23 protein-coding genes and 3 pseudogenes are annotated in these 24,036 nt (G+C 65.2%); 14 read left to right on the forward strand and 12 right to left on the reverse strand.

The window, feature by feature from the left end; translation table 11 throughout:
- Positions 1 to 161 precede the first annotated feature (161 nt).
- Both AC1DEY_RS05760 and AC1DEY_RS05765 read right to left on the reverse strand, forming a co-directional pair.
- Positions 162 to 359 (reverse strand): hypothetical protein, encoded by a 198-nt coding sequence (locus tag AC1DEY_RS05760; protein WP_476851104.1) that lies wholly within the window; start codon positions 357 to 359, stop codon positions 162 to 164.
- A gap of 100 nt (positions 360 to 459) precedes the next feature.
- Positions 460 to 834: a hypothetical protein gene (locus AC1DEY_RS05765; RefSeq protein WP_476851103.1), complete on the reverse strand. Its 375-nt coding sequence runs from the start codon at positions 832 to 834 to the stop codon at positions 460 to 462.
- Between the two features lie 486 nt (positions 835 to 1,320).
- On the opposite strand from AC1DEY_RS05765, the gene AC1DEY_RS05770 reads away from it, so the two are divergent.
- Positions 1,321 to 1,749: a hypothetical protein gene (locus AC1DEY_RS05770; RefSeq protein ID WP_476851102.1), complete on the forward strand. Its 429-nt coding sequence runs from the start codon at positions 1,321 to 1,323 to the stop codon at positions 1,747 to 1,749.
- Positions 1,750 to 1,774: 25 nt separating this feature from the next.
- Positions 1,775 to 2,662, forward strand: coding sequence for a response regulator (locus AC1DEY_RS05775; protein WP_476851101.1), 888 nt, complete (start codon positions 1,775 to 1,777; stop codon positions 2,660 to 2,662).
- A gap of 969 nt (positions 2,663 to 3,631) precedes the next feature.
- Here the strand turns inward: AC1DEY_RS05775 and AC1DEY_RS05780 are convergent.
- A complete protein-coding gene (locus tag AC1DEY_RS05780; protein ID WP_441410660.1) occupies positions 3,632 to 4,060 on the reverse strand; it encodes a hypothetical protein in 429 nt (142 codons plus the stop codon).
- Between the two features lie 253 nt (positions 4,061 to 4,313).
- Between AC1DEY_RS05780 and AC1DEY_RS05785 the strand changes: the two genes are divergently transcribed.
- The gene (locus tag AC1DEY_RS05785; protein WP_476851100.1) at positions 4,314 to 5,291 is read left to right on the forward strand and encodes an MIP/aquaporin family protein; all 978 of its coding nucleotides are present in this window, start codon (positions 4,314 to 4,316) and stop codon (positions 5,289 to 5,291) included.
- A 108-nt stretch (positions 5,292 to 5,399) separates the two neighbouring features.
- Here AC1DEY_RS05785 and AC1DEY_RS05790 read toward each other — a convergent pair whose 3' ends face one another.
- Both AC1DEY_RS05790 and AC1DEY_RS05795 read right to left on the reverse strand, forming a co-directional pair.
- Positions 5,400 to 5,630: an SRPBCC domain-containing protein gene (locus AC1DEY_RS05790; RefSeq protein ID WP_476851099.1), complete on the reverse strand. Its 231-nt coding sequence runs from the start codon at positions 5,628 to 5,630 to the stop codon at positions 5,400 to 5,402.
- A gap of 86 nt (positions 5,631 to 5,716) precedes the next feature.
- A complete protein-coding gene (locus tag AC1DEY_RS05795) occupies positions 5,717 to 6,904 on the reverse strand; it encodes an FAD-dependent monooxygenase (RefSeq protein ID WP_476851098.1) in 1,188 nt (395 codons plus the stop codon).
- Positions 6,905 to 7,002: 98 nt separating this feature from the next.
- Between AC1DEY_RS05795 and AC1DEY_RS05800 the strand changes: the two genes are divergently transcribed.
- Positions 7,003 to 7,407 carry a VOC family protein gene (locus tag AC1DEY_RS05800; protein WP_476851097.1) on the forward strand — a complete coding sequence of 135 codons (405 nt, stop codon included), beginning with the start codon at positions 7,003 to 7,005 and terminating at the stop codon, positions 7,405 to 7,407.
- A 346-nt stretch (positions 7,408 to 7,753) separates the two neighbouring features.
- On the opposite strand, the gene AC1DEY_RS05805 is transcribed toward AC1DEY_RS05800, so the two are convergent.
- The 4 genes from AC1DEY_RS05805 to AC1DEY_RS05820 form a co-directional block, all read right to left on the reverse strand.
- The gene (locus AC1DEY_RS05805) at positions 7,754 to 8,581 is read right to left on the reverse strand and encodes a DUF1648 domain-containing protein (protein ID WP_476851096.1); all 828 of its coding nucleotides are present in this window, start codon (positions 8,579 to 8,581) and stop codon (positions 7,754 to 7,756) included.
- Positions 8,582 to 8,641: 60 nt separating this feature from the next.
- Entirely contained in the window at positions 8,642 to 8,800 is a 159-nt protein-coding gene (locus tag AC1DEY_RS05810) for a hypothetical protein (protein ID WP_476851095.1), read from the reverse strand.
- On the reverse strand, positions 8,797 to 9,189 hold the full coding sequence (locus AC1DEY_RS05815; protein WP_476851094.1) for a GntR family transcriptional regulator: 393 nt from the start codon (positions 9,187 to 9,189) through the stop codon (positions 8,797 to 8,799). The genes AC1DEY_RS05810 and AC1DEY_RS05815 overlap by 4 nt, the downstream gene beginning before the upstream one ends.
- 394 nt (positions 9,190 to 9,583) lie before the next feature.
- The gene (locus tag AC1DEY_RS05820; RefSeq protein ID WP_476867152.1) at positions 9,584 to 10,198 is read right to left on the reverse strand and encodes a hypothetical protein; all 615 of its coding nucleotides are present in this window, start codon (positions 10,196 to 10,198) and stop codon (positions 9,584 to 9,586) included.
- A gap of 623 nt (positions 10,199 to 10,821) precedes the next feature.
- Between AC1DEY_RS05820 and AC1DEY_RS05825 the strand changes: the two are divergent.
- Positions 10,822 to 10,967 (forward strand): annotated as a pseudogene (locus tag AC1DEY_RS05825) (IS110 family transposase); the annotation flags it as partial.
- Between the two features lie 370 nt (positions 10,968 to 11,337).
- Positions 11,338 to 12,357 carry an SDR family oxidoreductase gene (locus tag AC1DEY_RS05830; protein ID WP_476867153.1) on the forward strand — a complete coding sequence of 340 codons (1,020 nt, stop codon included), beginning with the start codon at positions 11,338 to 11,340 and terminating at the stop codon, positions 12,355 to 12,357.
- 357 nt (positions 12,358 to 12,714) lie between these two features.
- Here AC1DEY_RS05830 and AC1DEY_RS05835 read toward each other — a convergent pair whose 3' ends face one another.
- Positions 12,715 to 13,200, reverse strand: coding sequence for a MarR family transcriptional regulator (locus tag AC1DEY_RS05835; protein WP_476851091.1), 486 nt, complete (start codon positions 13,198 to 13,200; stop codon positions 12,715 to 12,717).
- A 536-nt stretch (positions 13,201 to 13,736) separates the two neighbouring features.
- Between AC1DEY_RS05835 and AC1DEY_RS05840 the strand changes: the two genes are divergently transcribed.
- From AC1DEY_RS05840 to AC1DEY_RS05870, 7 genes and pseudogenes are all read left to right on the forward strand, one after another.
- Positions 13,737 to 14,387: a gluconate 2-dehydrogenase subunit 3 family protein gene (locus tag AC1DEY_RS05840; protein WP_476867154.1), complete on the forward strand. Its 651-nt coding sequence runs from the start codon at positions 13,737 to 13,739 to the stop codon at positions 14,385 to 14,387.
- Between the two features lie 155 nt (positions 14,388 to 14,542).
- Positions 14,543 to 15,298 (forward strand): annotated as a pseudogene (locus AC1DEY_RS05845) (GMC family oxidoreductase N-terminal domain-containing protein); the annotation flags it as partial.
- 69 nt (positions 15,299 to 15,367) lie between these two features.
- Positions 15,368 to 16,045, forward strand: a complete 678-nt coding sequence (locus tag AC1DEY_RS05850) for a GMC family oxidoreductase (RefSeq protein WP_476867188.1) — start codon at positions 15,368 to 15,370, stop codon at positions 16,043 to 16,045.
- The gene (locus AC1DEY_RS05855) at positions 16,023 to 17,816 is read left to right on the forward strand and encodes a thiamine pyrophosphate-requiring protein (RefSeq protein WP_476867155.1); all 1,794 of its coding nucleotides are present in this window, start codon (positions 16,023 to 16,025) and stop codon (positions 17,814 to 17,816) included. Before AC1DEY_RS05850 ends, AC1DEY_RS05855 begins: the two co-directional genes overlap by 23 nt.
- A 5-nt stretch (positions 17,817 to 17,821) precedes the next feature.
- Positions 17,822 to 18,928: an enolase C-terminal domain-like protein gene (locus AC1DEY_RS05860; RefSeq protein ID WP_476867156.1), complete on the forward strand. Its 1,107-nt coding sequence runs from the start codon at positions 17,822 to 17,824 to the stop codon at positions 18,926 to 18,928.
- An 82-nt stretch (positions 18,929 to 19,010) separates the two neighbouring features.
- A pseudogene (locus AC1DEY_RS05865) lies at positions 19,011 to 19,532 on the forward strand (trehalase-like domain-containing protein); the annotation flags it as partial.
- Between the two features lie 144 nt (positions 19,533 to 19,676).
- Positions 19,677 to 20,777 (forward strand): glycoside hydrolase family 15 protein, encoded by a 1,101-nt coding sequence (locus AC1DEY_RS05870; RefSeq protein ID WP_476867189.1) that lies wholly within the window; start codon positions 19,677 to 19,679, stop codon positions 20,775 to 20,777.
- A gap of 78 nt (positions 20,778 to 20,855) precedes the next feature.
- Here AC1DEY_RS05870 and AC1DEY_RS05875 read toward each other — a convergent pair whose 3' ends face one another.
- Together AC1DEY_RS05875 and AC1DEY_RS05880 are read right to left on the reverse strand one after the other, a co-directional pair.
- The gene (locus tag AC1DEY_RS05875) at positions 20,856 to 22,094 is read right to left on the reverse strand and encodes an IS256 family transposase (protein WP_476851112.1); all 1,239 of its coding nucleotides are present in this window, start codon (positions 22,092 to 22,094) and stop codon (positions 20,856 to 20,858) included.
- Positions 22,095 to 22,366: 272 nt separating this feature from the next.
- On the reverse strand, positions 22,367 to 23,062 hold the full coding sequence (locus tag AC1DEY_RS05880; protein ID WP_441410677.1) for a hypothetical protein: 696 nt from the start codon (positions 23,060 to 23,062) through the stop codon (positions 22,367 to 22,369).
- Positions 23,063 to 23,358: 296 nt separating this feature from the next.
- Between AC1DEY_RS05880 and AC1DEY_RS05885 the strand changes: the two genes are divergently transcribed.
- Positions 23,359 to 24,033: an acetate uptake transporter gene (locus AC1DEY_RS05885; protein ID WP_476867157.1), complete on the forward strand. Its 675-nt coding sequence runs from the start codon at positions 23,359 to 23,361 to the stop codon at positions 24,031 to 24,033.
- Positions 24,034 to 24,036: the final 3 nt, after the last annotated feature.

Below are 24,036 nucleotides of genomic sequence, written 5' to 3' on the forward strand. Positions count from 1 at the left end.
CTGCGGATGGAAATGCTGATTCTGCGCCCTGGCTGGTCTGCGTATTTTGGCACGAGGCGTTCCCTTAAAGGGATCGGGCAGGTTCGGTTCGGGTCCCCGTGCCGCCCGCACCCGGCGCCTGACCGGTCCAGCACGGCGTAGGGCGGAGCTGATGTGGCCGGTTATACGTCAGGAGATTTTTCCGTGGCCGGAGGGTGTTCTCCGGCCAGGTGGTGTGCTTCCTTGAGATGGCGTGCGAGCTTTTCCTCAGCGGCAGCGCGCCGTTGCCCGATGGTGCGCATCTGGTGTGTGGTCAGGTCCTCGCGGCGCGTCCACGCGGCGGCACGTTGTGCCGGCCCGGGTTCGGTGTGTTCGTTCATGACCGCATCGTCGCACACGATCTTTCTGGGCAAAAGGCACAATTTTGCAACGCCTGGGAGCGCAAGCGTTCCCCCACGGATCGAGGAACCGGACCGGGGTCTAGGCAGCCGGAGCCGATGCCGGGCCGTTTTCTTTCGCCGGTCCCCGGCCGATCGGGGTGGTCCGGTCGGCGTCGGCACCCTTGGTTTGGAATCCCTGGGGGAGCGGTGCGAGGGGAAGTTCCCGGTGGACGATGTAATCGCAGGCCGCGGGGCCAATCATCGCCAGCCCGGTGCACAGGCCGCCCGGGTGGTCGGGCTGGATGTTCGCTGCGCGCAGCCCGGCTCTGAAACTTCTGGCTGGAGCGGGTGTGGTTCTCCGGAGGGAGCACCAGCTGAGGTATAGACCGTACAGCTCTTCCTGGGTGAGTCCGTCAGCGTCCTGGTTCCGGGCGATGCAGTCATTGACGAATTCGTGTAGCGGTGACTTCAACATCTTGGCCTCCTGCGTCCGCGGCGTAGCCGCTCAACTGGCACAGCTATCAAGGGGTGAAGCAAAACCGTCCCGGCTTCGGGTACATAGAAAATTTAAGATGCCGGGCTGCGACTGTCAACCGGAGCATACGCCTTGACTTCGAGGCGCATCATGGAGCGGACGTGAGTGTCTGCAGGGGCCTTGAGGGCGTTCCCTTGTCCCTGGAACCTGGCAGCAAGCAATGACAAAGGCCTGGTCCGGTGGGTGAATTTACAGGGGGCAATGGTTTGCATCGGTCAACGGTTCCAAGTGGGCCCCGGAGCCTGGCTCGTCCCGCGGTTCCGGACGGGTGGGCTGACCCAGCGGGCGGCGGTGCAGGGATGGCCCCCTCGGCTGGCCGGTTCCTTGTCAGTGTCAGGACCGGGAGTTAGCCTGATTCACGGGGGCACGACGAGTGAAGCGGGGCCGCTGGATGTGGGCCAGCTTTCCCGGACAAAGGAGTCTGTCATGTCTACCGTTTCCCATCCGAGCAAACCGGGGCCGTCCAGCTGGTCCCAGGGGCAGCGGCTCTGGTGCGCTCAATGCCAGACGGATGAGTACCTGATCATCGAATCCATCGACACCCTCCGGCCACCGCGCATGGGGCTGGTCGACGTCGCGTACACCTGCGTTGAATGTGACTTCTTTTACGCCCACACCGCCTCGGTGGGGGATGTTGCTGTGGTCCTGAACCGGCCGGGCCAACGATCCGGGGTGCTGCAGTTCGGCGGCAACTACCTCCATTGCGGGGAACCGATGACAATGGCCGGATCCCAGCAGCGCAGCATCCATGCCACGCTCTCAACGGAACTGACCGGTGAAGGCCCCCTGGAGGTGTACCTGCGCACCAGGGTGCTGCGCTGCAGCTGCGGGTTCCAAATGGAGATACCCGACTGACACCCTGGGGCTAGGGAACGGAGCAATGATGGCTGACCCGGAACGCCGTCCGTGCACCGCTTTTGTCGGTCGGGGCGTATACCTGCTGGACGATCACGAGGTCGTGAGGCGGGGGTTGCGCCAGCTGCTGGAGTTCGATGGTCTCGGCATCGCCGGGGAATCCGGATCCGCGCGCGAAGCGGTCCGGCGGATTCCTGCCCTTCGCCCGGAGCTGGTCATTATTGATGATGACCTTCCGGACGGTTCCGGTGCCGAGGTGTGCCGTGCCGTTGCCGTGGCGGACCCGCGGATCCGGTGTGTGCTGATGACCGAGGAGGGCGGCGAGACCGTGCTGATCGACGCCATTCTGGCCGGCGCGTGGGGATGCCTGTCCAAAGACGATGAGGGCAGCGAACAGCTCAGGCTCATCCGACGGGCCCTGGCCGGGCACACCGCGTACAGCGGCCGCTTTTATCCGGCGATCGTGGCCCCGTTCTTCCTGCTCCAGCCACAGCGCCCGGATGAGAATCTCCTGACCCTCACGAAACAGGAAATGACTGCCGCGATCGGCCTGGGGAAAGGACTGAGCAACCGCCAAATCAGCAAGGAGATGTTTCTGGCAGAAAAAACCGTGAAGAACATGGTCTCGACCATCCTGACGAAACTCGGCACCGCGACCAGGACGCAGGCCGCCCTGCTTGTCACCGCAACCCTCGACCACTCCGAAAACCCCTCCTACGGAGGCTACCGGTCCAGCCAATTCCCGGACCTGATCCCCGAAGTCACTGCAGCACTGTTGAATTGCACCGGCGAGGCCGGCACCGTGCCACCTACGGACCAGAAGCGGGCAACGGACGCCGCCCGGCTTGCCGCCGCCCTTACTGCGGCCCGGACCGGGCTGAGAGTCAGGCGTCCTCAACAGAGCAGCACTTAAGAGTCCGGAGCGGAGATTCCGCGGGCTCTCCAAACCTGATGGACCCGGAGAGCCTCAGTGGTGTCCGGGACGGCCGCCAAGTTCGAGGCTTAACGGCGGCTCGCTGAAGGGGCGCACGGGGACATGGACGGATAAGGCCGTCACCACCGCCTGGCCGCTATCCGTGGCGAACATGAACGAAGCGACTGAAGGCATGCCAAGGTCCGGTAAGGCATGGGCGGCCGACCGAAAGCTGGCCAGGCATTTGTAGTTTCAGGGCCATAGGACTCTTACCGTTACTCTTGCCCGGCCATAGGTATTGATATGCCGCAGCGGGTTCCCTCCGATAGGCGGGTGCGGTGATGGTTGGCCCGGGTGCCGTTGGAACTCGCCCGGGCTGCCTCCGCGCCGGGGGCGCGTGATGCGGTGGGGGTCCTGGGGTGCGCCTGTGGGCTTTGAACCCTCGTCCCGAGGATTAAGAGTTCACTGCTCTGCCAACGGAGCTACGGGTGTGGGGGAGGCTTGCCCGCCGTGTGCTCGTTCCTTGTTTGGGGCGGCGCCGGCTGCGTTGTTTAGGAGGCGCGCGTCAGCTGTCGTTTGCACGGTTCTGTGTCGCCCTGGCACGTTCGAGGGCAGGGTTCTGCGTTATCGTGCCGGGATTAACGATGTCGTTCATTCTGCCCGTGAGGGACGGTAAAGGTCAGCTCCCGCGCTCCCCGGAAGAGCAGGCGTGCCTCAATTCGTGGCTGACTCAAGCACCGGCGGGTCACGCGTTGCTGCCGGCCACGCCCTCCCTCTGGAATCGGCTAGGCAAAGAATGCGCCGCGCCTCGGGTGAGCGGTCGGCCGGCTTCTCACCCGGGCTGCTGACCGGGTAGTCAGTGACCAGCAGTGCCGTTTACAGCGGCACCGAATATTGCGTCAGCCTGGGGGTTTCACTACTGGTGGTCGACGGCGCTCCCGGCCTGTTCTGCGGGGTGCAGGTGCCGGACTATTCCTGTTTATCTGTCCCGGTGCCGGTGCCGGTGCCGGTGTCCGTATCGGTGTCGGTCTTGGTGCGCGGTTTGCGGACGGGATCCACGGAACCGCTTGCTCCGTAGTTGCCCTCTGGATACTGACCGATTTCAGATTCAGCGGTGCGGCCCGGTGTCGACCCGGCGTCGCCGAAGTTGGCTTTCACGTAGCGTCCCGATTCCTTTGCCTTGTCTCCGAGGGGTTCGGGCAGTCCGCCTTCGCTGCCGGCCGCCCCGTAGTCCCCTTCGATGTATTGGCCTTCCTCGTCGTCCGCATGGCGGCCGCTTTGCGCTCCGGCCTTGCCGTAGTTGCCTTCGACGTACCGGCCGCGCAGGTCTGGTTCTTCCGGCTTCTTCTCCGGGCCTGCCTCATCGGGGGTGTCTTCAATGCTGCTGTCGTCGGACATGGTGGTGCCTTTCCCAAACGAAATCCGCGTCTTTGCGGCGCAATCCAAGCCCACCGTGGGCCGCGCTCCCCGACAGAATCCGCCTCCGGGCCTGCTGGGGCTTGCCGGGACGGGACGGGAGGGGCGGGCCCGAGGTGCTGCCCACGGCGGATAGATCTTAGACCGTTGCCTACGGACACTATCGGCGTAGCATAAATCTACTGGGGTTGTCAATTTCGGTAGGTAGATCAGATGACTCGAGGAGGCACTCGCGATGAGCGATATCAGTCCACTCAGAAATGCAGTCCGTCATGGCAGCGGCCTTAAGCAGTTGGGCGGCACTTGGGGTGAACTTCTTGCAGAGTTTCTCGGCACTTTTGTGCTGATCTCTTTCGGCGACGGCGTTGTGGCCATGGCAGTCGCCGCTTTGCCGGGATCCGGCCGGGCCGCTACATCGACGACGATCTTCCTGGCCGCCGGGGACTGGCTGTTGATCACCTGGGGATGGGCACTGGCGGTGACGATGGCCATCTACGTTGCCGGTGGCGTCAGCGGCGCACACATCAATCCGGCAGTGACCCTGGCGTTCGCAGTCCGGCGTAAATTTCCCTGGGGCAAAGTGGGTCCGTATATCGTCGCCCAGGTTCTGGGCGCCTTCGTCGGCGCCGCGATGGTGTACCTGCTGTATCACGACGCCATCGATGCCTATAACCAGGCCGTCGGGACCGGGCGTGCAGATCCGAAGGGGCTTGCCAGCTACTCCATTTTCGCCACCTTCCCCGCACCCTACTTCAACGGCAGCCCCGTGGGGCCGCTGGTCGACCAGATTGTCGGCACGGCCTTCCTCCTCATGTTCGTGGTGGCCATCATCGACATGCGCAATACCGCGGTCCAGGCGAACCTGGGTCCGTTCATGATCGGGCTGGCCGTTGCAGCCATCGGCATGTCGATCGGCGCGAACGCCGGCTATGCCATCAACCCGGCCCGTGACTTCGGGCCACGGCTGTTTGCCTGGCTGGCCGGATGGGGGCAGACGGCGCTGCCGGGCACCGTGGACGGGGCCTTCAGCTGGTATTTCTGGGTGCCGATCGTCGGGCCTTTCATCGGCGCAGTGATCGGCGTGCTGCTCTACGACTGGTTCATCGGCGACGTCCTCCATGCGCGCATCAGGCTGCAGGAATCCACGCCTCCGGGCCGGGCAGGCGGAGAGACACCTCCGGCGACCGAAACGAAAAGGACGGCCGAAACATAGGCGATTAAGGATTCTGAGAGATGGGCGTCGCAGGGAGATTTGCTCCTCCGGTTCAAAGGCGCCGGCTCGGCCCGGGCGGGCGTATAACCACAACGGCAGGCCATGTCGTCAGGTTCGACTACCCCGGACTGGCGGATACCCACTCCTCGGTCTGCGCAGCGTTTCCGTCAGCTTCTTGAGTATCTGTCCGCGCCAGCCGCCGGCCATGAGGCGGTGAGCTCTCACGTGACTATGCGCCTGCGGGTCGAACCCTTCGTGAATGAGGATCAGCCGCGTGCCGCCGCCTTCGAGAATCAGAGACCACGTCACCGCGCTGTTCAGGTCGTTGCCTGCTGACATCAGGGTGTCCTTCGGATTCCCAGGGTGTTGTGCGGGTCTTTCATGCGGCTTCCACTAATGGTCACTGGGGATGGCGTGGGTCGGGCTTATTTTGCAATTCTGCCCACGATCTGGCGGGCCACCAGTCGGTCGATTCCTGGCAGATGGGTTGCCCGTATGGTCCACCGGCGCAGGAGGCGCTGGGTCCGGTTCGCGGGGAGGAACGATGACGCGGTGCGTCTCCCGGCGGCTTGAGCCTCCTCGACCACGGGTCGCCAGCGTCGCTCGAACTCGGTGAGGGCCGAACTGATCCCCTCGGGTGAGGCCACGGGTCCAAGGATGTCCCCCAGTAGCGCGGCACCGGCGATGGCGAGCGAGCCGCCCTGGCCCGCGAGGAGCGATACGGCCCCGCAGGCGTCCCCCACGAGAACGGTCCGCTCCCTCTGCCAGCCCGGCATGGCGATCTGTGCGACGACATCGTCGTAGGGATGCTCGGGGCACAAGTCCAGCAGCCGGTCGACCGCGTGGCCGAGTCCGGCGAACTCGCGGCGCAGCCGCTCCCGCGGGCTCCCGGGCCGCAGGTGCCGTGGTGCGCCTGTGGCGTCCCGGTAGACCATGAATGCCGCCACCTCGTCCGAGCGGAGGCTGTAGAGCCCGACCATCCGGTCGATGCTGTCGCTGAGGACGAACCTGTTCCGGAAGCTTGCATTCAGGATCGGTTCGGTCACGATGAATGCGGCAGCACGCATGCCCAAGGGGCGCAAGTACTCCTCTTCGGGCCCGAAGACCCGGGCGCGCACTCCGGAATGGATGCCGTCAGCGCCCACGAGGACGTCCGCGGAGATCGTCACGTCCGGCGAGTCATCGACGGCGACCCGCACGCCGTCCTCATCATTCCACACCAGGGAAACGGGCATCCCGTAGCGGACCTGCACCCGGCCCGGGGCCACGTCGTCGAGCGCGGCGAGGGCTGCGCACTCCATGTCGGGGCGCAGCAGGCTCAGGACCTTCCCGCCGGCAAGCCGGGCGAACTGGTCGTAGTCGAGGCTGGACGTCGGGCGGCCTTCTGCGTCCACATACTCGGCTGCCTCGACATGGTAGGCCACCTCTGCGAGCCGCGGGTAGAGGCCGATTCTTTCCGCAGCCTCGACTCCCGGACCGAAGAAGTCCATCATGTAGCCATCGGGACGCGGAGCGGCCGATTTCTCGAGAAGCTCGACGTCCCAGCCGGCCAAGCCGAGCTGGCGGGCCGCGACGAGGCCCGCTATGCCCGCCCCGACAACCACTGCCTTCATGTCCTGCCCCGAACGATCGTAGGCGTGTCTGATATTCGGCGCGTTGACAGGCCGCGAGGTGGCGCGTATTCCTGAGTGCAGAGCAAGGAGGTCTCCTTATGGCCACCGTAAGCGTGCGCTACATCGTCGATGATGTCGATACATCCATCAATTTTTACCGCGAACATTTGGCATTCACGCTCGTCATGCATCCGGCCCCGCCTTTTGCCATGCTCGAGCGCGGTGATTTGCGGCTGCTGCTCAGCGCTCCGAGCGGCCAGGGCGGAGGAGGGCAGAGCATGCCCGACGGCACCAGGCCCGCGCCGGGCGGGTGGAATCGATTCGCGCTGGAGGTGTCTGACCTCGCGGCAACCGTGCGGACCCTCCGCGACGCAGGCGTGCAGTTCCGCAATGACATCGTGACGGGCATGGGCGGAAATCAGGTACTGATCGAAGACCCCTCGGGCAATCCGATCGAACTATTCGAACCGACGATTCCCGAGGCTCGGCTCGCGACATCCTGATCCCAATGGCGGTGGGCCCACACAGTCACAGTCGTGCCCTTCGTCCGGAGGGAATGAGGCATCAAGTCTTTAGGCGTACGCCGGGCATGCAGGACACGGGTCCCGAACGTCCGCCACCGTTGCTGCGAGCAGACGGCAGTTGGCTCCATGAGGGTCGCCGGGGGCGCGCCGGGACCCTGGTCAGGCGGCCTGTGAACGCCGCCCCGCCCGCACACCCGGCACATGGGAAAGCCTCTCGAGGCAGGGGCTTTCGCCGTTACCGATAGACATTGGGGAGGGACGCAAGTCCACTCGCGACGCTATGGTCTGGGTCAGCCGCCAAAACGGAGGCTGACCGCCAGGCCGATCAGCGCGGCCGCACCGGCCAGAAGCATCGCTGCCCTGGGATTGCCGAAGTTAGCGTCCATCCCAGACCGAACCGGCGCGGAACGACCAGCGCATGGTCTTCGCGGTTGATGTAGAACAGGCCACCGCGCCAGTGCTTGTCATCGTCCCGGTGGATCAGGCCGGTGTCTTCCTCGGCGTCGTTCCGCTCCCGGCTGTTCCTGGCCAGGATGACGACGGCCACCACGGCGGCGGTCAGGATCGGGAGGACGATTACCAGCGGCGCCCACGGTGTGACCGTCCCGGTCCACATCAGCAGCGATGATCCCAGCATTCCCAGGTCGATCATCGCGGTCAGCCCGAGCAGGGCCTCGGCACCCAGTGACATGTAATGGCGGTACCAGCGCGCTGAGGTAACGGGGTGTGCCGGGTTGAGATCGGGCCGGCTGCGGACGATGGCCGCTGCTATACCGGCGAGCAGCGCGGTCATGCCGATCTGCACGAACACCAGTGAGAAGGCGGCGCCGACCGACTTGGCGACCACGCGGTTGGGCACCCCGTTCGCGTCGTAGTGGACCGCGAGAACTTCGGGCATCGATGGGTAGCTGATCACGCCGATCACTACCGTGGCGGCCGTGATGATCAGTGCCGGGGCCAGCCAGAGCCAGGGAAACCGCGGTGGATTGGTCCGCAGTTCGGTGTCCACCGCGATGCCCTGGTGCAGGCCCCGGTACCAGCCCCCGGCGGCCTTGGCGGCCCGGATCTCGTGGTTGGCCAGGAAGAAGCAGCCGTACCAGACGCCCTCGAGCACCAGCACCGACAGCGGCAACACCAACGTTGCGCCGGTCACGGCGAAGATGAGCACGCCGGCCGCGGCGGTGGCGATTCCACCGAGGAGTACCCGCCAGCGTTAGATGCTGGTCTGCCGGACCACCGTCGGGTCCCCGGCATGCTGGGGCGGTACCCGGACCCCGAAGGGCACGGCGGGGCTGGTGATCGAGGGCAGCGCCAGGGCGATTACGAGCGCGAGTGCCAGCACCGCGGAGCTCAGGATGATGGCAACGGTCATGGCGTGTCCTCTGGCTTCTTGGCATCAAATGACTCGACTATCGCCCGGCAGGTCGCGAGAACCTCGTCGGCCGGCAGGCCTCTGGCCAAGGCCTCGGCAAGCAGGGTCCGAGCCCTCGCGGTCCACTCTGCGGGGAACGGCGGATCCGCGACCGTCGGGGTCACCACCGCACCGGTCTTGCGGTTGAGCCGGATCAGGCCTTCCTGGCGCAGGAGGTCGTAGGCCTTGTTCACGGTGTGGAAGTTGATGCCGAAGTCGGCCGCGACCGTCCTGGTGGCCGGCAAGGTGCTGCCCTCGGTCAGCGCGCCTTCGGCGATCGCCTCCACGATCTGGTCCCGGAGCTGCTGATAGATCGGTATCTCTCTGGCCAGGTCGACGTTGAGGATCATCCTTCCCACCTCCCACGGTTGTTCTATCGCAGCTCAGGGTCAAAGCCGGTGGCGCCGACGTACGCCATCGCGCCATCAGCAGTATCAACCCACACATAAAGCCACGAGCCGGTCGGGCGGACATTCCCCTGGCGAACTGTTATCAACCGTTTCTCAAATCGCTCCATCGACTGAGGATAAACCCCTTCATTTTCCCTGAACCAGCTGTCCGTATGCCGGTCGATCACCGTGCCCAGGAACGCGCCGCTACGTTCCGTGCAGGTGCTGGCTTGTGACTCGCAGCGATAAATGGCGGTCTTTTCGCAGCGCTATTTTGTCACCCCGCAGATCCTTGAAAAGCTTGTTCGTTCTTCTTGTTCGGTGCTCTCGTCAGGACCGCGTCGTTGCCCCTCGGTTACCCGGGGCGGCCCGACCGACTGCCTGCACGCTCCTGGCGAACCGCGCTCACGGCGCGCACGGCAACTACGGCGGCCACGATCAGCACGGCCGCGGCCAAGGCCGTGCCCGGTCCACCCAGCCGCCCGGTGACGGCACGGGGAAACCCGTGTGCGGGCTGGCCGGTGCTGCCACCTGTGACCTCGTTGTCCGTCACCTCCCATTCGGCAGAGGAGGGGAAGATACCGGCCGGAAGCCTCTGCTGTCGGAGACGCCGACGTGAGGCAAGCCTGCGCCGCACTTTCTCATTCGGAGCGGGCAYTACGCCGTCCGCTGCCASCGCSGCGGGGAGGTCAACGATGTAGGGCKCACCGTAATAGGCCGCCGAAGCCACCGAGTCCAGCCAGATGCCGGGCGGGGGTTCCACCCCGCGGCGCGAGAACGCAGCCARGAGCATCTGCTGGATCTCACCCAGGCTCTTGCCCCGGGCGACCTGCGTGACTTCGAAAATGGCCAGCTGGAGCTGCACCTTCTSATCCGCCGCCGGATCTTTGGCGCTCGGAGCCTGTTCAACGGGGTCGGTGTTAAGTGGCCCGGTCTTGGGTGTGCCCGCGTTGCGCGAGTCGGGGCTCATGGGGGTTCCTTTCTGTCATGTTGGGTCCAACTGCCCTTCGAWTTTGCCCGTCCGCGGGCATCGACGGTACTTGCTCGCCGCCCGGTAACTTGACCCGGAAGCCCGTGCGGCGGGGTTGGGACGGTGCTGTTCCGAGTCACCTCTACCGGACTGGGTCCGACCGAACGCGGCCTGGTTATCCGCGAAACGGGGACGAGACAAGGGGCAGGTGTGTCTATCGTGGCGCAATTCCGTCGGTTTGTCGTCGGCGTTGACACTCATGCCATAACCACTTCCACGCCATCACCGCCGCAAGTTACGAACCGCTCAAGACTCTCTCGCGTTGACCGTCGTCCGAAGGGTCCGCGAGGGGCCGGGGTCTTTTTGCCTTGGCGGAAGCCGTTGCCGCGGCGATCTCCGAGCTTGGGAGCCGGAGTGCAGGCCACGGTCGTTGCTCCGGAGACAGGAAATTCCCGATTTGTGGTTCGACCGGGTGGGGCGTTGGAGCCCGGCCGCCCCGCTTCACACCGGCCGTGATCCGGACCAAACACCGGACCCCCGCGGGACTCCGGCAGGAGCCCCGGCAACCTCCACCGCCCCGCGGCTACGACCGGCAGCTCCTGCGGGTTTTCTACAGGTCGGATCTCTCGGCCCTGAAGAGCAGCCCGCCTCCCGGACCTACTACGACCGAAAGCGCGCCGAAGGCAAGACCCACACCCAGACCATGCTCTCCCTGGCCCGGCGCCGCCTCAACCTTCTCTGGGCCGTGCTCCGCGACGGCACCACCTACATCCGAGTTCCCGCAGGCGGGCTCTATGGCCACCTGACGACACGGGCCTGCGGAGCTCCACTCGTGCCGAATCGGTCGTCCACGGAACCCTCTCCAGGAGTATCTGGATAACGGTTGATCCGGGGTTCCTGGTCGTGACGCATGCTTTGCAATAGTGCAGAGTCGCCAGCATGCGGAAGGGCCATGTCGACCAGAACGACCCAAGGGCCGCCACAGTCAGGTATTTTCCTGAGATCCATAAGCCTGCATACTGTTGCGGTTACGCAATGATTCCCGTTAGATTGAAGACTTAGTGGGGGACCCGGCTCGGCGCCCGTGCAGGAAGGGCGGGAAGCTGACGCGATTGCTGACACTCTAAGGAGTCACCCTCATGGACAAGGCCCGGCGTATCGTCGCTATTACCGGATCCAGTGGCGGAATCGGGCGCGCATCGGCGGTTGCCTTTGGCCGTCAAGGCGCCACCGTTGCCTTGCTTGCCCGTGGCGAGGCAGGTCTGGCCGGGGCCGCGCAGGAGGTGGAGGCCGCCGGCGGCCGCGCGTGGACTTTGAGCGTCGATGTCGCCGACGCCGATGCTGTGGATGCTGCCGCCGAGCGAATTGAGCGCGAGTTGGGGCCCATCGACGTCTGGGTCAACGTTGCCTTCACTTCGGTTTTCTCCCCCTTTTCGGAAATTTCCGCAGCTGAGTTCGCACGCGTGACCGAGGTCAGCTACCTCGGTTACGTCTACGGAACCATGTCGGCCTTGAAGCGCATGCGGCCGCGAAACCGCGGCGTCATAGTGCAGGTCGGCTCGGCCCTGGCCTACCGGGGCATCCCGTTGCAAACCGCCTACTGCGGCGCGAAACATGCTATCCAGGGTTTCAATGAATCGCTGCGGTGTGAACTGCTGCATGAGTCGAGCGGGATCCACACCACGATGGTGCAAATGCCGGCGGTCAAYACGCCCCAGTTTTCCTGGGTCCTGTCCCGCCTTCCGCGACAGGCGCAGCCCGTGCCSCCGATTTACCAGCCSGAGSTSGCSGCSCGGGCGGTCGTGTACGCGGCGGASCATCCMMAGCGTCGSGAGTACTGGGTCGGCGGCAGCACTGCKGGGACMCTCATCGCGAACGCCGTCGCYCCWGGCCTGCTCGACCGCTACCTGGCCAAGACAGGCTTCAACGCCCAGCAGACCGCGGAACCCCGCCATCCCGACCAGCCCAAGAATCTCTGGGAACCTGCCGACAAACGGAAGGATTTCGGGACGCGCGGTATTTTTGATTCCAGGGCCTCCAACCGCAGCGCGCAGCTGTGGGCCTCCCAGCACTATGCAGCGGTGGGCGCGGCCGCAGCCGGGCTCCTCGCCTCCGTGGCCGTCGCGGGCCGCGCGCTTTTGCGGTCGGCGAACCGGTGAAGCCGCTGGAATTGGTCCGGGCGGCGTACGGGATGTGCGAGCTGTTGGCACCGGATTATGTTTCCGGCCTGCTACTGGGTGAGATGCCGGATGGCAGGACCCGCGTGGTGATCCGGATTCTGGGCGCACGGCACCTGGTTCAGGCGGTGCTGACTGTCCGCGGCGGGCGCTCTGCCCACCTTGTCGGAGGCAGTGTGGATGTGGTCCACGCCGCGAGTATGGCCGGGGTCGCCGTGTTGGATAGCCGTCATCGGAGGTCTGCGGGAGTCAGCGCGGCGCTTGCGTTGGTTTTCGCGGCGGGGGAGTTCGGATGATCATCGTCAGCGGTGTTGCTTGCGCGCCTGGCAGCGGCGCCGGTCACACGTGCAGGTCGATGGTGAACCTGCCGTCTTCGGTGCCTTCGCCGCCGTCCGCCGCGGCAAACGCGTCCATTCCCAGCGCCGTGGCGCCGCGCAACTCGTTTGTCATCCGTCCCATCACCGCGGCAACGGCGTTTCGCCGGTGCTCCAGGACGGTGTTGACCAGCGACGCGCCTTCAGGGGTCAGGGACAACTCCACGTACCGCCGGTCCGCGGGGTCATCGCGCCGCGCGATCAGTCCGGCATTGACCAGCCGGTCGCAGGTGCGGGTGGCGTTGGACGGGTGGACCCCCAGTTCCATGGCTACCGCACCGAGATTTTGCGGTCCGCGCGAGGCAATCATTACCAGCACCCGCAGCTGGGGGCTGGTGACAATGTCTTCGACTTCGACAACTGACTGGGCCACGACACGCAGCAGSACGTTCGCGGCCCTAAGGACCGCATCGATYTGGGCGTCGGCGCGCTCGTCGCTGTTTCTTTCCACGCACCCCAGTATTACCCCGGTGCTTGCGGAGCAGCAAAGTTTGCCCAGCGGCACGTATTTTTCCTGATTGCGGAGGAGCGCACCATGAAGCATGCACCCGAAAGGGAAATGACCCACCTCRTTGATCGCCTGGTCCGCAACGTGAAAACGGGCAGATTCGAACGGTCTCTTTCCGGGCTCACCGCAGCRGGRGCCTTGGTGACAGCGGCAGAAATCTACTTCGAACATGACAARGCCAGCTTCGGGAACAAATGGATGTGGCTGCCCGTGGCGCTTGGTCCGGTGGGCGCCGCGGCCGGGSTTGCMGGGGTCTTCAGCCGCMGGATGGCCAAAACTGYATTGCCGATCGCCAGTGCCGCGATAGTGGCCAATGGGCTGCAGGGAACCTATCTSCATGCCCGRGGAATAGCCCAAAAACCGGGCGGATTCTCCAATCTGCGCTACAACCTGGAGATGGGRCCGCCGCTGCTKGCGCCGCTRCTGGTGACMTTGGTCGGCGGCATGGGGCTGCTGGCTTCCGTTCTCAGGCGGGAGCGATGAGCCGGCTTCCCCTGGATAGSGGCGMCGGTGGTGGCCGGTACCCGGGRTTCAGCACGSTCGCCCAGTCCGGCCATTGGGACCGGGCAACCGCGGGCGTGGTCCTGGGCCGGCTGGCGCGACCCGCCGACATCCGKTTCTTCACYCCGGCCGAAGAGGCCACTGCCAGGGCRCTCTTTGACCAACTCCTTGACCAGCATGCCGAGCCCCGCGTCCCGGTCGTTAACTTCGTCGACGCGCGCCTGGCCGAGAACCAGACCGACGGCTGGCGCTTCGAGGACATGCCTGAAGACGGACAGGCCTGGCGGACATCGCTGTCGGCGCTGGACCGTGCGGCGGARGAGGCGTTCAACCAGACGTTCGCCARCTGCAACGACGACCGGCAGGCCGACCTGCTCCGGACCGTCAGGGACCTGGGCGCTKCGTCATGGCAGGGCCTGCCGGCCGGACGCGTGTGGGGGCTGTGGACCCGCTACGCGTGCACRGCCTTTTACTCACATCCGTGGGCGTGGGACGARATCGGATTCGGGGGRCCCGCGTACCCCCGCGGGTATAAAAATGTGGGACTCAACCGGCTGGAACCGTTCGAAGTGGCCGATACCAGACCCACGGAGGACCCCGTGGCGCTGGACGGTGGAACCCGGAGGTGAGCCACGTGCGGASYGTGCGGAGCCGTAATGAATCCGCGTGGCTGCTGCCGGCCGGCCCGGGCAGCAACCACSSGCTGCGCGATGACATGCGCGTGTTCGATGACCGTGACGAAGTGGACATCGTYATCGTGGGGTGCGGWGCGGGCGGCTCAACCATGCTGCAACGGCTGGCCCGCGCGGGATGGCGGGCGGTCGCCCTCGATGCTGGCCCGTTCTGGGACCCTGAGCGTGACTGGGTGAGTGACGAGGCCGGCTCGCATCAACTGTATTGGACCGATCCGCGCGTGATCGGCGGTGATGACCCCGTGCCCCTCGGATCGAACAACTCAGGCCGCGGGGTGGGTGGCTCCATGGTGCACTACGCCGGATACACGCCCCGGTTCCACCCCAGCGACTTCCGCACCTTCACCACGGACGGCGTCGGCGCCGACTGGCCCCTGGACTACGCGGATCTGCGTCCSTTYTATGAGGACATCGAAGGGGAACTCCCGGTGGCCGGAGAACMCTGGCCGTGGGGCGATCCGCACCGGTATCCGCACCGGCCTCACCCYGTCTCGGGCAACGGWGAGCTCTTCCTCCGCGGYGCACGCGCCTGCGGSATCACGGCCAWGGTSGGTCCGGTCGCGATCGCCAACGGCCGCTTCGGCAACCGGCCACACTGCATTTACCGGGGCTTTTGCCTTCAAGGCTGCAAGGTGAACGCGAAGGCCTCGCCCCTGATAACCCACATTCCGGACGCACTCGCCCACGGCGCCGAAGTGCGGGCCGATTCGATGGTGACCCGCATCGGCTTCGACGAAGSGACCRGCAGGGCCACCGGYGTCCACTACRCCCGGCACGGGCKGGAACGGTTCCAGCGGGCSCGGATGGTSGCYGTCGCCGGATATTCGATCGAAACACCGCGTCTYCTGCTGAAYTCGACCTCMGCGAGATTCCCGCAGGGYATGTGCAACGACTTCGACCAGGTCGGCCGGTACGTGATGGTCCAGGGCGCSCCGCAAACGGCGGGCCGGTTCGACGCGGAGGTACGCATGTGGAAGGCTCCGCCGCCGGAAGTCAGCACTGAGGACTTCTATGAAACGGACCCCACCAAGCCCTACAAGCGCGGATTCTCCATYCAGACCGTTTCSCCRCTGCCCATCACCTGGGCCGAGCACGTCTCCGCCCAGGGACATTGGGGAGCGGACTTGCGCCGCTACATGAGCGACTTTCCGCATTGGGCCTGCCTGGGCGCGCTGTGCGAATTTCTTCCGCTGGAAGGAAACCGTGTCACCTTGGCGGAGGAAAAAGACCGGACCGGGCTGCCGGTTGCCGAGTTCAGCTACAGCCAATGCGAGAACGACCGGCAACTGATGGGYGCCGCRCAGGATGTCATGGAGAARATCCTGAAAGCTGCMGGCGCGGACGAAGTCATGACCATCAAACGCTTCGCCCATCTGGTGGGCGGGGCGCGSATGGCTGCCGACGAACGCCATGGCGTGGTCGACCAGAYGTGCCGCAGCTTCGCCGTYCCGAACCTGTTCATCACCGACGGCAGCGTGTTGCCGACACAGGGAAGCGCGAACCCGGCGCTGACGATCATGGCRGTGGCGGCCCGCGCCGCCGAAAGACTGAGCACTGGAAGGGAAACTGATCATGGCATCACAGACAGTTGCTGATTATTTGCTGGCCCGGCTCCGCGRATGGGGCGTGGACAAAGTTTTTGCTTTTCCGGGGGACGGCATCAACGGGTTGCTCGCTGCCTTCGGGAAAGCCGGCAACGAACCGAAATTCATTCAGGCCCGACACGAAGAAATGAGTGCCTTCGAAGCCGTCGGCTATGCCAAGTTCTCCGGCAAGGTCGGGGTCTGCATGGCCACCTCCGGCCCGGGCGCGATCCACCTGCTCAACGGGCTGTACGACGCGAAACTGGACCACGTGCCGGTGGTGGCGATCGTCGGCCAGACAGCCCGCAGCGCGATGGGRGGCTCSTACCAGCAAGAAGTGGATCTGSTGAGCCTCTTCAAGGACGTGGCCTCCGAGTACCTCCAGATGGTCACGGTCCCCGARCAGCTCCCCAACGTCCTGGACCGGGCMGTACGGATAGCCCTGGCAAGGMAGGCCCCGACGGCGGTCATCATCCCSTCCGAYGTCCAGGAATTGGAGTACACGCCACCGACGCACGCCTTCAAGATGGTTCCTTCCAGCCTCGGCATCCGTTGGCCTGAAATCCAGCCCAACGACGACGCGATTCGCGGCGCGGCCCAGCTGCTCAACGAGGGAAGCAAAGTGGCCATGCTCATTGGCCGGGGGGCCCGTGGCGCGGCCGCGGAGGTCCGCCAGGTCGCGGAATTGCTGGGCGCAGGCGTTGCCAAGGCGCTGCTCGGCAAGGACTCCCTGCCCGACGATCTTCCCTATGTGACCGGATCAATCGGCCTKCTYGGAACCCGCCCCAGCTACGAAATGATGCGCGACTGCGACACYCTGCTGACCATCGGATCAAGCTTCCCSTACACCCAGTTCATGCCGGAAGAAGGGCAGGCGCGCGGYGTCCAGATCGACATYGAYCCAGGCATGATCGGACTGCGGTACCCCTACGAATTCAACATCGTCGCCGATTCCGCCACCGCCCTGCGGGCRTTGATTCCGCATCTGCARCGGAAACAGAACCAGTCCTGGCGCGCRGACCTGGAAACGAAAATCACCCGGTGGTGGGAGACCATGCGCGCCGAGGCSATGGTCGAAGCCAGCCCCATCAACCCCATGCGGCTSTTCTCCGAGCTCTCCGACCGGCTGCCKRAMGACGCRRTCCTCACAGCAGACTCCGGATCCRCRGCCAACTGGTAYGCCCGGCARCTGAAGTTTCAYGGCCACATCCGCGGCTCCYTGTCCGGCAAYCTGGCCACCATGGGACCGGCGGTGCCCTACGCCATYGGAGCAAAATTCGCCCACCCCGCACGTCCTGTGATCGCCTTCGCCGGGGACGGYGCCATGCAGATGAACGGCATGGCCGAGCTCATCACCATCCAGCGYTACTGGCGCGAGTGGACTGATCCCAGGCTCATCGTTGCGATCCTGCACAACGATGACCTGAACCAGGTGACCTGGGAAATGCGGGCCATGGGAGGGGCCCCGGCGTTCCGTGAATCCCAAGCCCTTCCCGACGTCGACTACGCGGCTTTCACGTCCAGCCTCGGGCTGCAGGGCATCAGCGTGGGGTCCCCCGACGAACTCGGGGACGCATGGGAGAAGGCACTCGCAGCGGACCGGCCGACCGTTCTGGATGTGCGCACAGACCCGGACATCCCGCCAATCCCGCCCCACGCCACCCTGGAACAGGCACTCAACAGCGCAAAAGCGGTCATGAAGGGCGACGACAGCGGCTGGGGCATCATCAAAGAAGGCGTCAAARCCAAGGCCCAGGAGTTCCTCCCGCACAAGAAGGATTGACCGTCATGATCGATTCAAGCCTTCAGCTGGGACGTCTTGACGTCTCGGCCTACACGGTGCCGACCAGCGCGCCGGAGGGCGACGGAACCTTGGCGTGGGACGCCACCACCATCGTCCTGGTCCAGGCCGTGGCCGGCAGCTGGACCGGCATCGGCTGGACCTTCGCGCCGGGGGCCTGCGCGGCGCTGATCAAGGAGACCCTGGAACCGGCCGTTACCGGGCTCAACCCTTTCGACGTTCCTGCAGCGGCCGAAGCCATGGCCCGGGCGGTGCGCAACRCTYCACGCCCCGGACTGGCCGGCTACGCGATCTCCGCCGTCGACTGCGCGCTCTGGGACCTCAAGGCACGGATCCTCGGCCTTCCCCTGCACCGGCTCCTCGGGGCGGCGCGGGCRGAGGTGGAGATTTACGGCAGCGGCGGGTTCACCACSTATTCAGAGGCCCAGCTCCGACGCCAGCTGGAGGGCTGGACCGGCCAGCAACAGATCCCGCGGGTCAAGATCAAAATCGGCGAGGACCGCGGCGCGAACACGGCCCGCGACCTCCTCCGGATCCGTCAGGCACGGGACACCATCGGGCCGCACGTCCAGCTGTTCGTCGACGCCAACGGCGCTTACACCGCCAAGCAAGCCGTTCGGGTTTTCGACGCCGCGGCAGAGCAGGATCTGACGTGGTTCGAAGAACCGGTATCCAGCGATCACCTYGAGGGGCTTCGCCAGGTCCGGCAGTCTGTCACGGCGGAYGTCGCAGCCGGCGAATACGGTACGACCCTGTTCTATTTCCAGCAGATGTGCGGCGCCGGCGCCGTTGACTGCCTYCAAGTGGATGTGAGCCGCTGCGGGGGAATCWCGGAGTGGTTCCGGGCCGCCGCGGTAGCCGCGGCCCACGGCCTGGAAGTCTCCGGGCACTGTGCACCGAACCTGACCGTSCCCGCGGCYGCAAGCACMSGCAATTTCCGTCACCTGGAGTGGTTYCACGACCACGTCCGGATCGAGGAGATGTTCTTYGACGGGACGCCCGATCCRCAAGGAGGMARCGTYCGGCCCAGCGACGACCGGCCCGGCAACGGACTCRTTTTYCGGGCSCKGGACGCCGAACCATACCGAATCTAGGCCGYRGRSCAGAAGGAGCCRGYTTGAARCACTCAGYTTTTCARGGAYGCRGGCACGCCGGTACGGGCCKGGCGGACACCTGATGRCAMCAGCCCAGCCCGAYGGCGGRGAAGTCTTCTTCCCGCCCCAGGTTCTGCGCGACTATGCCCTGCTGGCGGACGGTGAACGGGGCGCGGTGATCGGCCCGCGCGGTGACGTTGTCTGGCTGTGTGCCCCGCAATGGGATGACCCCGCCGTGTTCTCGTCCCTGGTGGGCGGCGCCGGGGCATTTTCCGTGACACCCCTGAACCCGCGCTATGTGTGGGGAGGGCACTACGACGACGGCACACTGATCTGGAACAGTCGCTGGGTCACCACGGACGGCATCGTCGAATGCCGCGAKGCCCTCGCSATGCCRGGSGACCCCGCCCTGGCGGTGCTGATGCGTCATATCCGGGTTGTATCGGGCACCGCGCCGGTCCGGGTCCTCCTGCACCCCCGGCCGGGCTTCGGCCGGTGCCGGGTGGACCTTTCCAACGGCGGGGACGGTGTGTGGTCCGGTGAGGGCGGCGGACTGCACCTTCGCGTCAGCGGGATGGGCCGGGCAAACGCGAACGATGGCGTGCTGCARCAGGATGTGCAGCTTAGGCCCGGRGAGGAACACSACGTCGTSMTGGAGCTTTCCRCCAGGCCGCTACCGACCCGGSCGCCCGTCCCYGCGGATCTCTGGACGGCCACCGGGCGCGCCTGGGCCACAACGGTACCTGCAATGAACGGGACTGTTGCCCCTGCCGACGCCCGCCGGGCTTACGCGGTCATGCGCGGGATGACSGGCRCAACCGGTGCCATGGCCGCAGCCGCCACCATGGGCCTGCCGGAGCGTGACGAGGCRAAACGCAACTACGACTACCGCTACGCCTGGATCCGGGATCAATGCATTGCCGGCCAGGCCGCCGGYGCCGGCGRAGCCACCGGCCTCCTCGACAGCTCGGTGCACTTCGTCAGCGAACGGTTGCTGGCGGACGGAACMMGCCTCAAACCCGCYTACACCGTCCGCGGCGGCAGGGTCCCGGACGAGCACACACTCGACCTTCCGGGTTACCCGGGCGGGACGGACAAGGTCGGCAACTGGGTAAACGGGCAATTCCAGCTGGACAGYCTCGGCGARGYCCTGCTGCTTTTCGCCACCGCCGCCCGCCATGACCACCTCGACAACAGGCAYTGGCACGCAGTGGAGCAGGCGGTGGCGGCCATAGAGGAGAAGTGGGCCGAGCCGGATGCCGGCATCTGGGAACTCGAGAACGAACGGTGGACCCATTCACGGCTGATGTGCGTCGCCGGCCTCAAAGCCGTCTCCCGGTATGCCCCCGCCACCCAGGTCTCTGCCTGGGGAYCACTGGCMGACAGGATTCTGGCACATACAGCCGACACCTGCACGCACCCCAGCGGCAGATGGCAACGATCGGCCGMCGACGARAGGATCGACGCGGCACTGCTTCTTCCCGCCATCCGCGGAGCCRTCCCCACCGGCGACGGCCGCTCCCTCGCCACGGCAGCGGCCGTGAGGAAAGAACTCCTCGATGATGGATACGTTTACAGGTTCAGGCACGGGCCAGGCCCCCTGGCGGACGCCGAAGGCGCCTTCCTCCTGTGCGGCTTCTTCTTGGCCCTGACCGAACATGAGCAGGGCAACACCACAGACGCATTCAGACTCTTTGAACGCAACCGGGCCGCCTGCGGTTCCCCGGGACTGTTCACCGAAGAATACGACGTCGAACAGCGCCAGCTGCGCGGCAACTTCCCCCAGGCGTTCGTCCACGCCGCCATGCTCGAAACAGCTCACCGCCTCGCCCGGCCGGCGGCACCATGACGACAGTTAACACACCCTCTTGCAGGAGGACACCGCCACTGGGGAGTGTCCGTTTAACGGTGGATTCACCGTTGGCATTTAGTTGATTCTTCCGTCGAAGCTGATGGCGAAGGCATTCAGGGCCGGCTTCCACCGTGAGGCCCATCGTGCCCTGCCTTTGCCGGTCGGGTCCAGTGCCCGGGTCGCCAGGTACAGGCATTTCAGGGCCGCCTGCTCGGTGGGGAAATGGCCCTTGGCCCGGACCGCGCGCCGGTAGCGGGCATTGAGGGATTCGATGGCGTTGGTGCTGCAGATGACCCGCCGGATTTCGACGTCGTAGTCCAGGAACGGCACGAACTCGCTCCAGGCGTTCTCCCACAGCCGGGTCACCGCCGGGTACTGCCGGCCCCACTTGGTCGAAAACTCTACGAACCTTTCCTTGGCCGCGGCCTCGGACGGTGCCGTGTAGACCGGGCGCAGATCACGGGACATCTCGTCCCAGTACTGCCGGGCCGCATACCGGAAGGTGTTCCGGATCAGATGCACGATGCAGGTCTGGACGACGGCGAGTTCCCACACGGTGTTGATGGCCTCCGGCAGGCCTTTGAGTCCGTCGCAGACCGTGATGCAGACGTCCTCCACGCCGCGGTTCTTGATCTCGGTCAGCACCGAGAGCCAGAACTTTGCGCCTTCGCCGCCGTCCCCGGCCCATAGCCCGAGGATGTCGCGTTCACCGTTGACGCTGACACCGATAGCGACATAGACCGGCCGGTTCGTGACCTGCCCGTCACGAATCTTGACGTGGATAGCGTCGATGAACACCACCGGGTAGACGCGGTCCAGCGGCCTGTTCTGCCACTCGGTCATCTCGCCGATGACCTTCTCGGTGATCCTCGAGATCGTGTCCTTCGAGACCCTGGCGCCGAACACCTCGGCGAAGTGGGCTGCGATTTCTCCGGTCGTGAGCCCTTTCGCGCTCAGCGACAACACGATCTCGTCGACTCCCGTCAGCCGGCGCTGGCGTTTCTTCACGGTCTGCGGATCGAACGTCGCACCGGTGTCCCGCGGCACGTCGATCTCCACCGGCCCGATCTCCGTCATGACGGTCTTGGTGCGGGTGCCGTTGCGGGAGTTCCCGCTCCCGCGCCCGGACACGTCGTGTTTTTCGTATCCGAGGTGTTCGTCCATCTCCGCTTCCAGAGCGGTCTCCAGGACGTTTTTCGTCAGCCGGTTCAACAGCCCGTCCGGGCCGACGAGATCGATACCCTGCTCTTTGGCCTGGGCCAGGAGCTGCTGCGCTAACTCTTGCTGATCCAATTCAGTCGCCATGGGATCCATGGTTCCGCTCATGATCAGTCCTCCCCGCCAGGCATCGCCCGGTGTGTCTGGCCAACCCTGAATCCACCGTTATTCAGACACTCCCCGCCACTGACCATACGGAGGCCGAGATATTTCGACGAAAACTGAGACCAGCCGCAAGTCACCTTGCGGAAAATTGGCTGGCGGGGAGCAGTTGTTCGTTGTGAACCGGTGTGTGTGACATATAGGGGCAGGGCGCTTCGATCGTGGAACGGCTGTCGTTCGTGTCCGGCCCTTTGCTGCCCGGCGGCCTACTGGCCAAGCAGGGAGACGGCGTGGGCGATGACGAGTGCGAGCAGCACGAATCCTCCGAAGGCCTCCAGTCCCATCAGGGATTTTGCCCGGGCCGAAAGGGGCATCGTGTCTGTGGGGCTGAATGCCATCGAGTTGGAAAGGGAGAAGTAGACGTAGTCGACAAATGAAGCCGTCCAGTCCGTCTTCACGGAGGACCGGGCGGCAACTTCCTGCACTGCGTCGTGGTCTTCGTCCTGGGGGAACCGGAAGTCTGCCCGGGGCAGCTCATGGCGCGTGGCGTGGCGCCGGGTGACCGGACCGCCCCGGTCCAGTTCCCAGTAGACCAAGGCGAACGCGATGACGTTTGTCACCCATACCTGAAGGGCCGCGAGCAGCAGCGTTGGCCCGTTGCTGTTTCCGGAGTTCGTGAGGAGAATGACCAGTTGGACGAGTGCTGCCTCGTTGGCCACGACAAGCAACAACGCCTGGCCGACGGAAAGATGCCTTGACCAGCGGGTTTCGCGGACCAACCTGCGTGGATTCAGGATAATGAGCGGAATCAGCAGGGCCAGGCCGACGACAACAACGGAGTAGCGTACCGCCGGAAGGAACGTCGTGGGCAGCGTGGCGTATAGCGCCAGTGCGATGAGAAGGCCGATGACGGCAGGCCAACGGTGTTCCGCCCGGGCCTGCCGTTCATTGTGGGTGGTCATGGTCAGGAGTGTAGGTCCTGGGCCGGGACGGGAGCCGCAGAGTCGACTTTTGGTCCGCCCGGCGTGGCGCCGTTCGGTTCGAACGGTACACGCATGCTCGACCCTAGGCGGTACGGTTCAGGCCAAGAGGGGGCATGGTCCTGCCGGCACTTCACCACTGGGCCAAGCAATGTGATCTGCGACACAAGGGTGCGCGACCTGAATCACAACAAATTCAGATAATTTCCTTGCGCATTCAGGAGTAGCCTGTTATACGTCACCAGCAATGGTGCTGGTGTTGACCAAGGAGTCGTGCCATGAGTGTCGAATCAAGCTCCGCGGCGGGGACCGTCCCGGCGGGAGGTGGTCGCAGGGCTGAAAATCCCGTACCAGCCCAAGACGCAGTTGTTTCTCCACAGGGGAGCACCAGCCCACCCTTTGCCGATCCGGCAGCTTTGGGTCTGGGCGCTTTCGCAATGACCACGTTTGTCCTCAGTGTCATCAATGCCGGCCTGATCCCCAAAGCAGTCGAACCCGTTGTCCTGGGACTGGCACTGTTCTACGGCGGCATGGCGCAGTTCGCCGCCGGAATCTGGGAATTTGCCAACCGCAACGTCTTCGGCGCGACGGCCTTCTGCTCATACGGAGCCTTCTGGCTGTCCTTCTGGTTCCTGAGCCAGTTCAGCGCTGGCAGCCTTCCGGCAGCGGACGCCAGCAAAGGAGTCGGCCTCTATCTTCTGGGCTGGGCAATCTTTACCGCCTACATGACCGTTTCAGCTTGGCGCGTCAGCATGGGTGTCTTTGCCGTTTTTGTCTTCTTGACCCTGACCTTCATTGCGCTGTTTCTCGGCGCCTTCTTCGGGGCAGCCGGGCTGTCGATGCTGGGCGGCTGGCTGGGCATCGTGACGGCGCTGATTGCCTGGTACTGCTCCCTCGCGGTGGTCGCGAACTCCACCTACAAGCGGACTGTGCTTCCGGTGGGACGACGGTGACAG

This window comes from Arthrobacter sp. 05T47 (genome assembly GCF_056395825.1).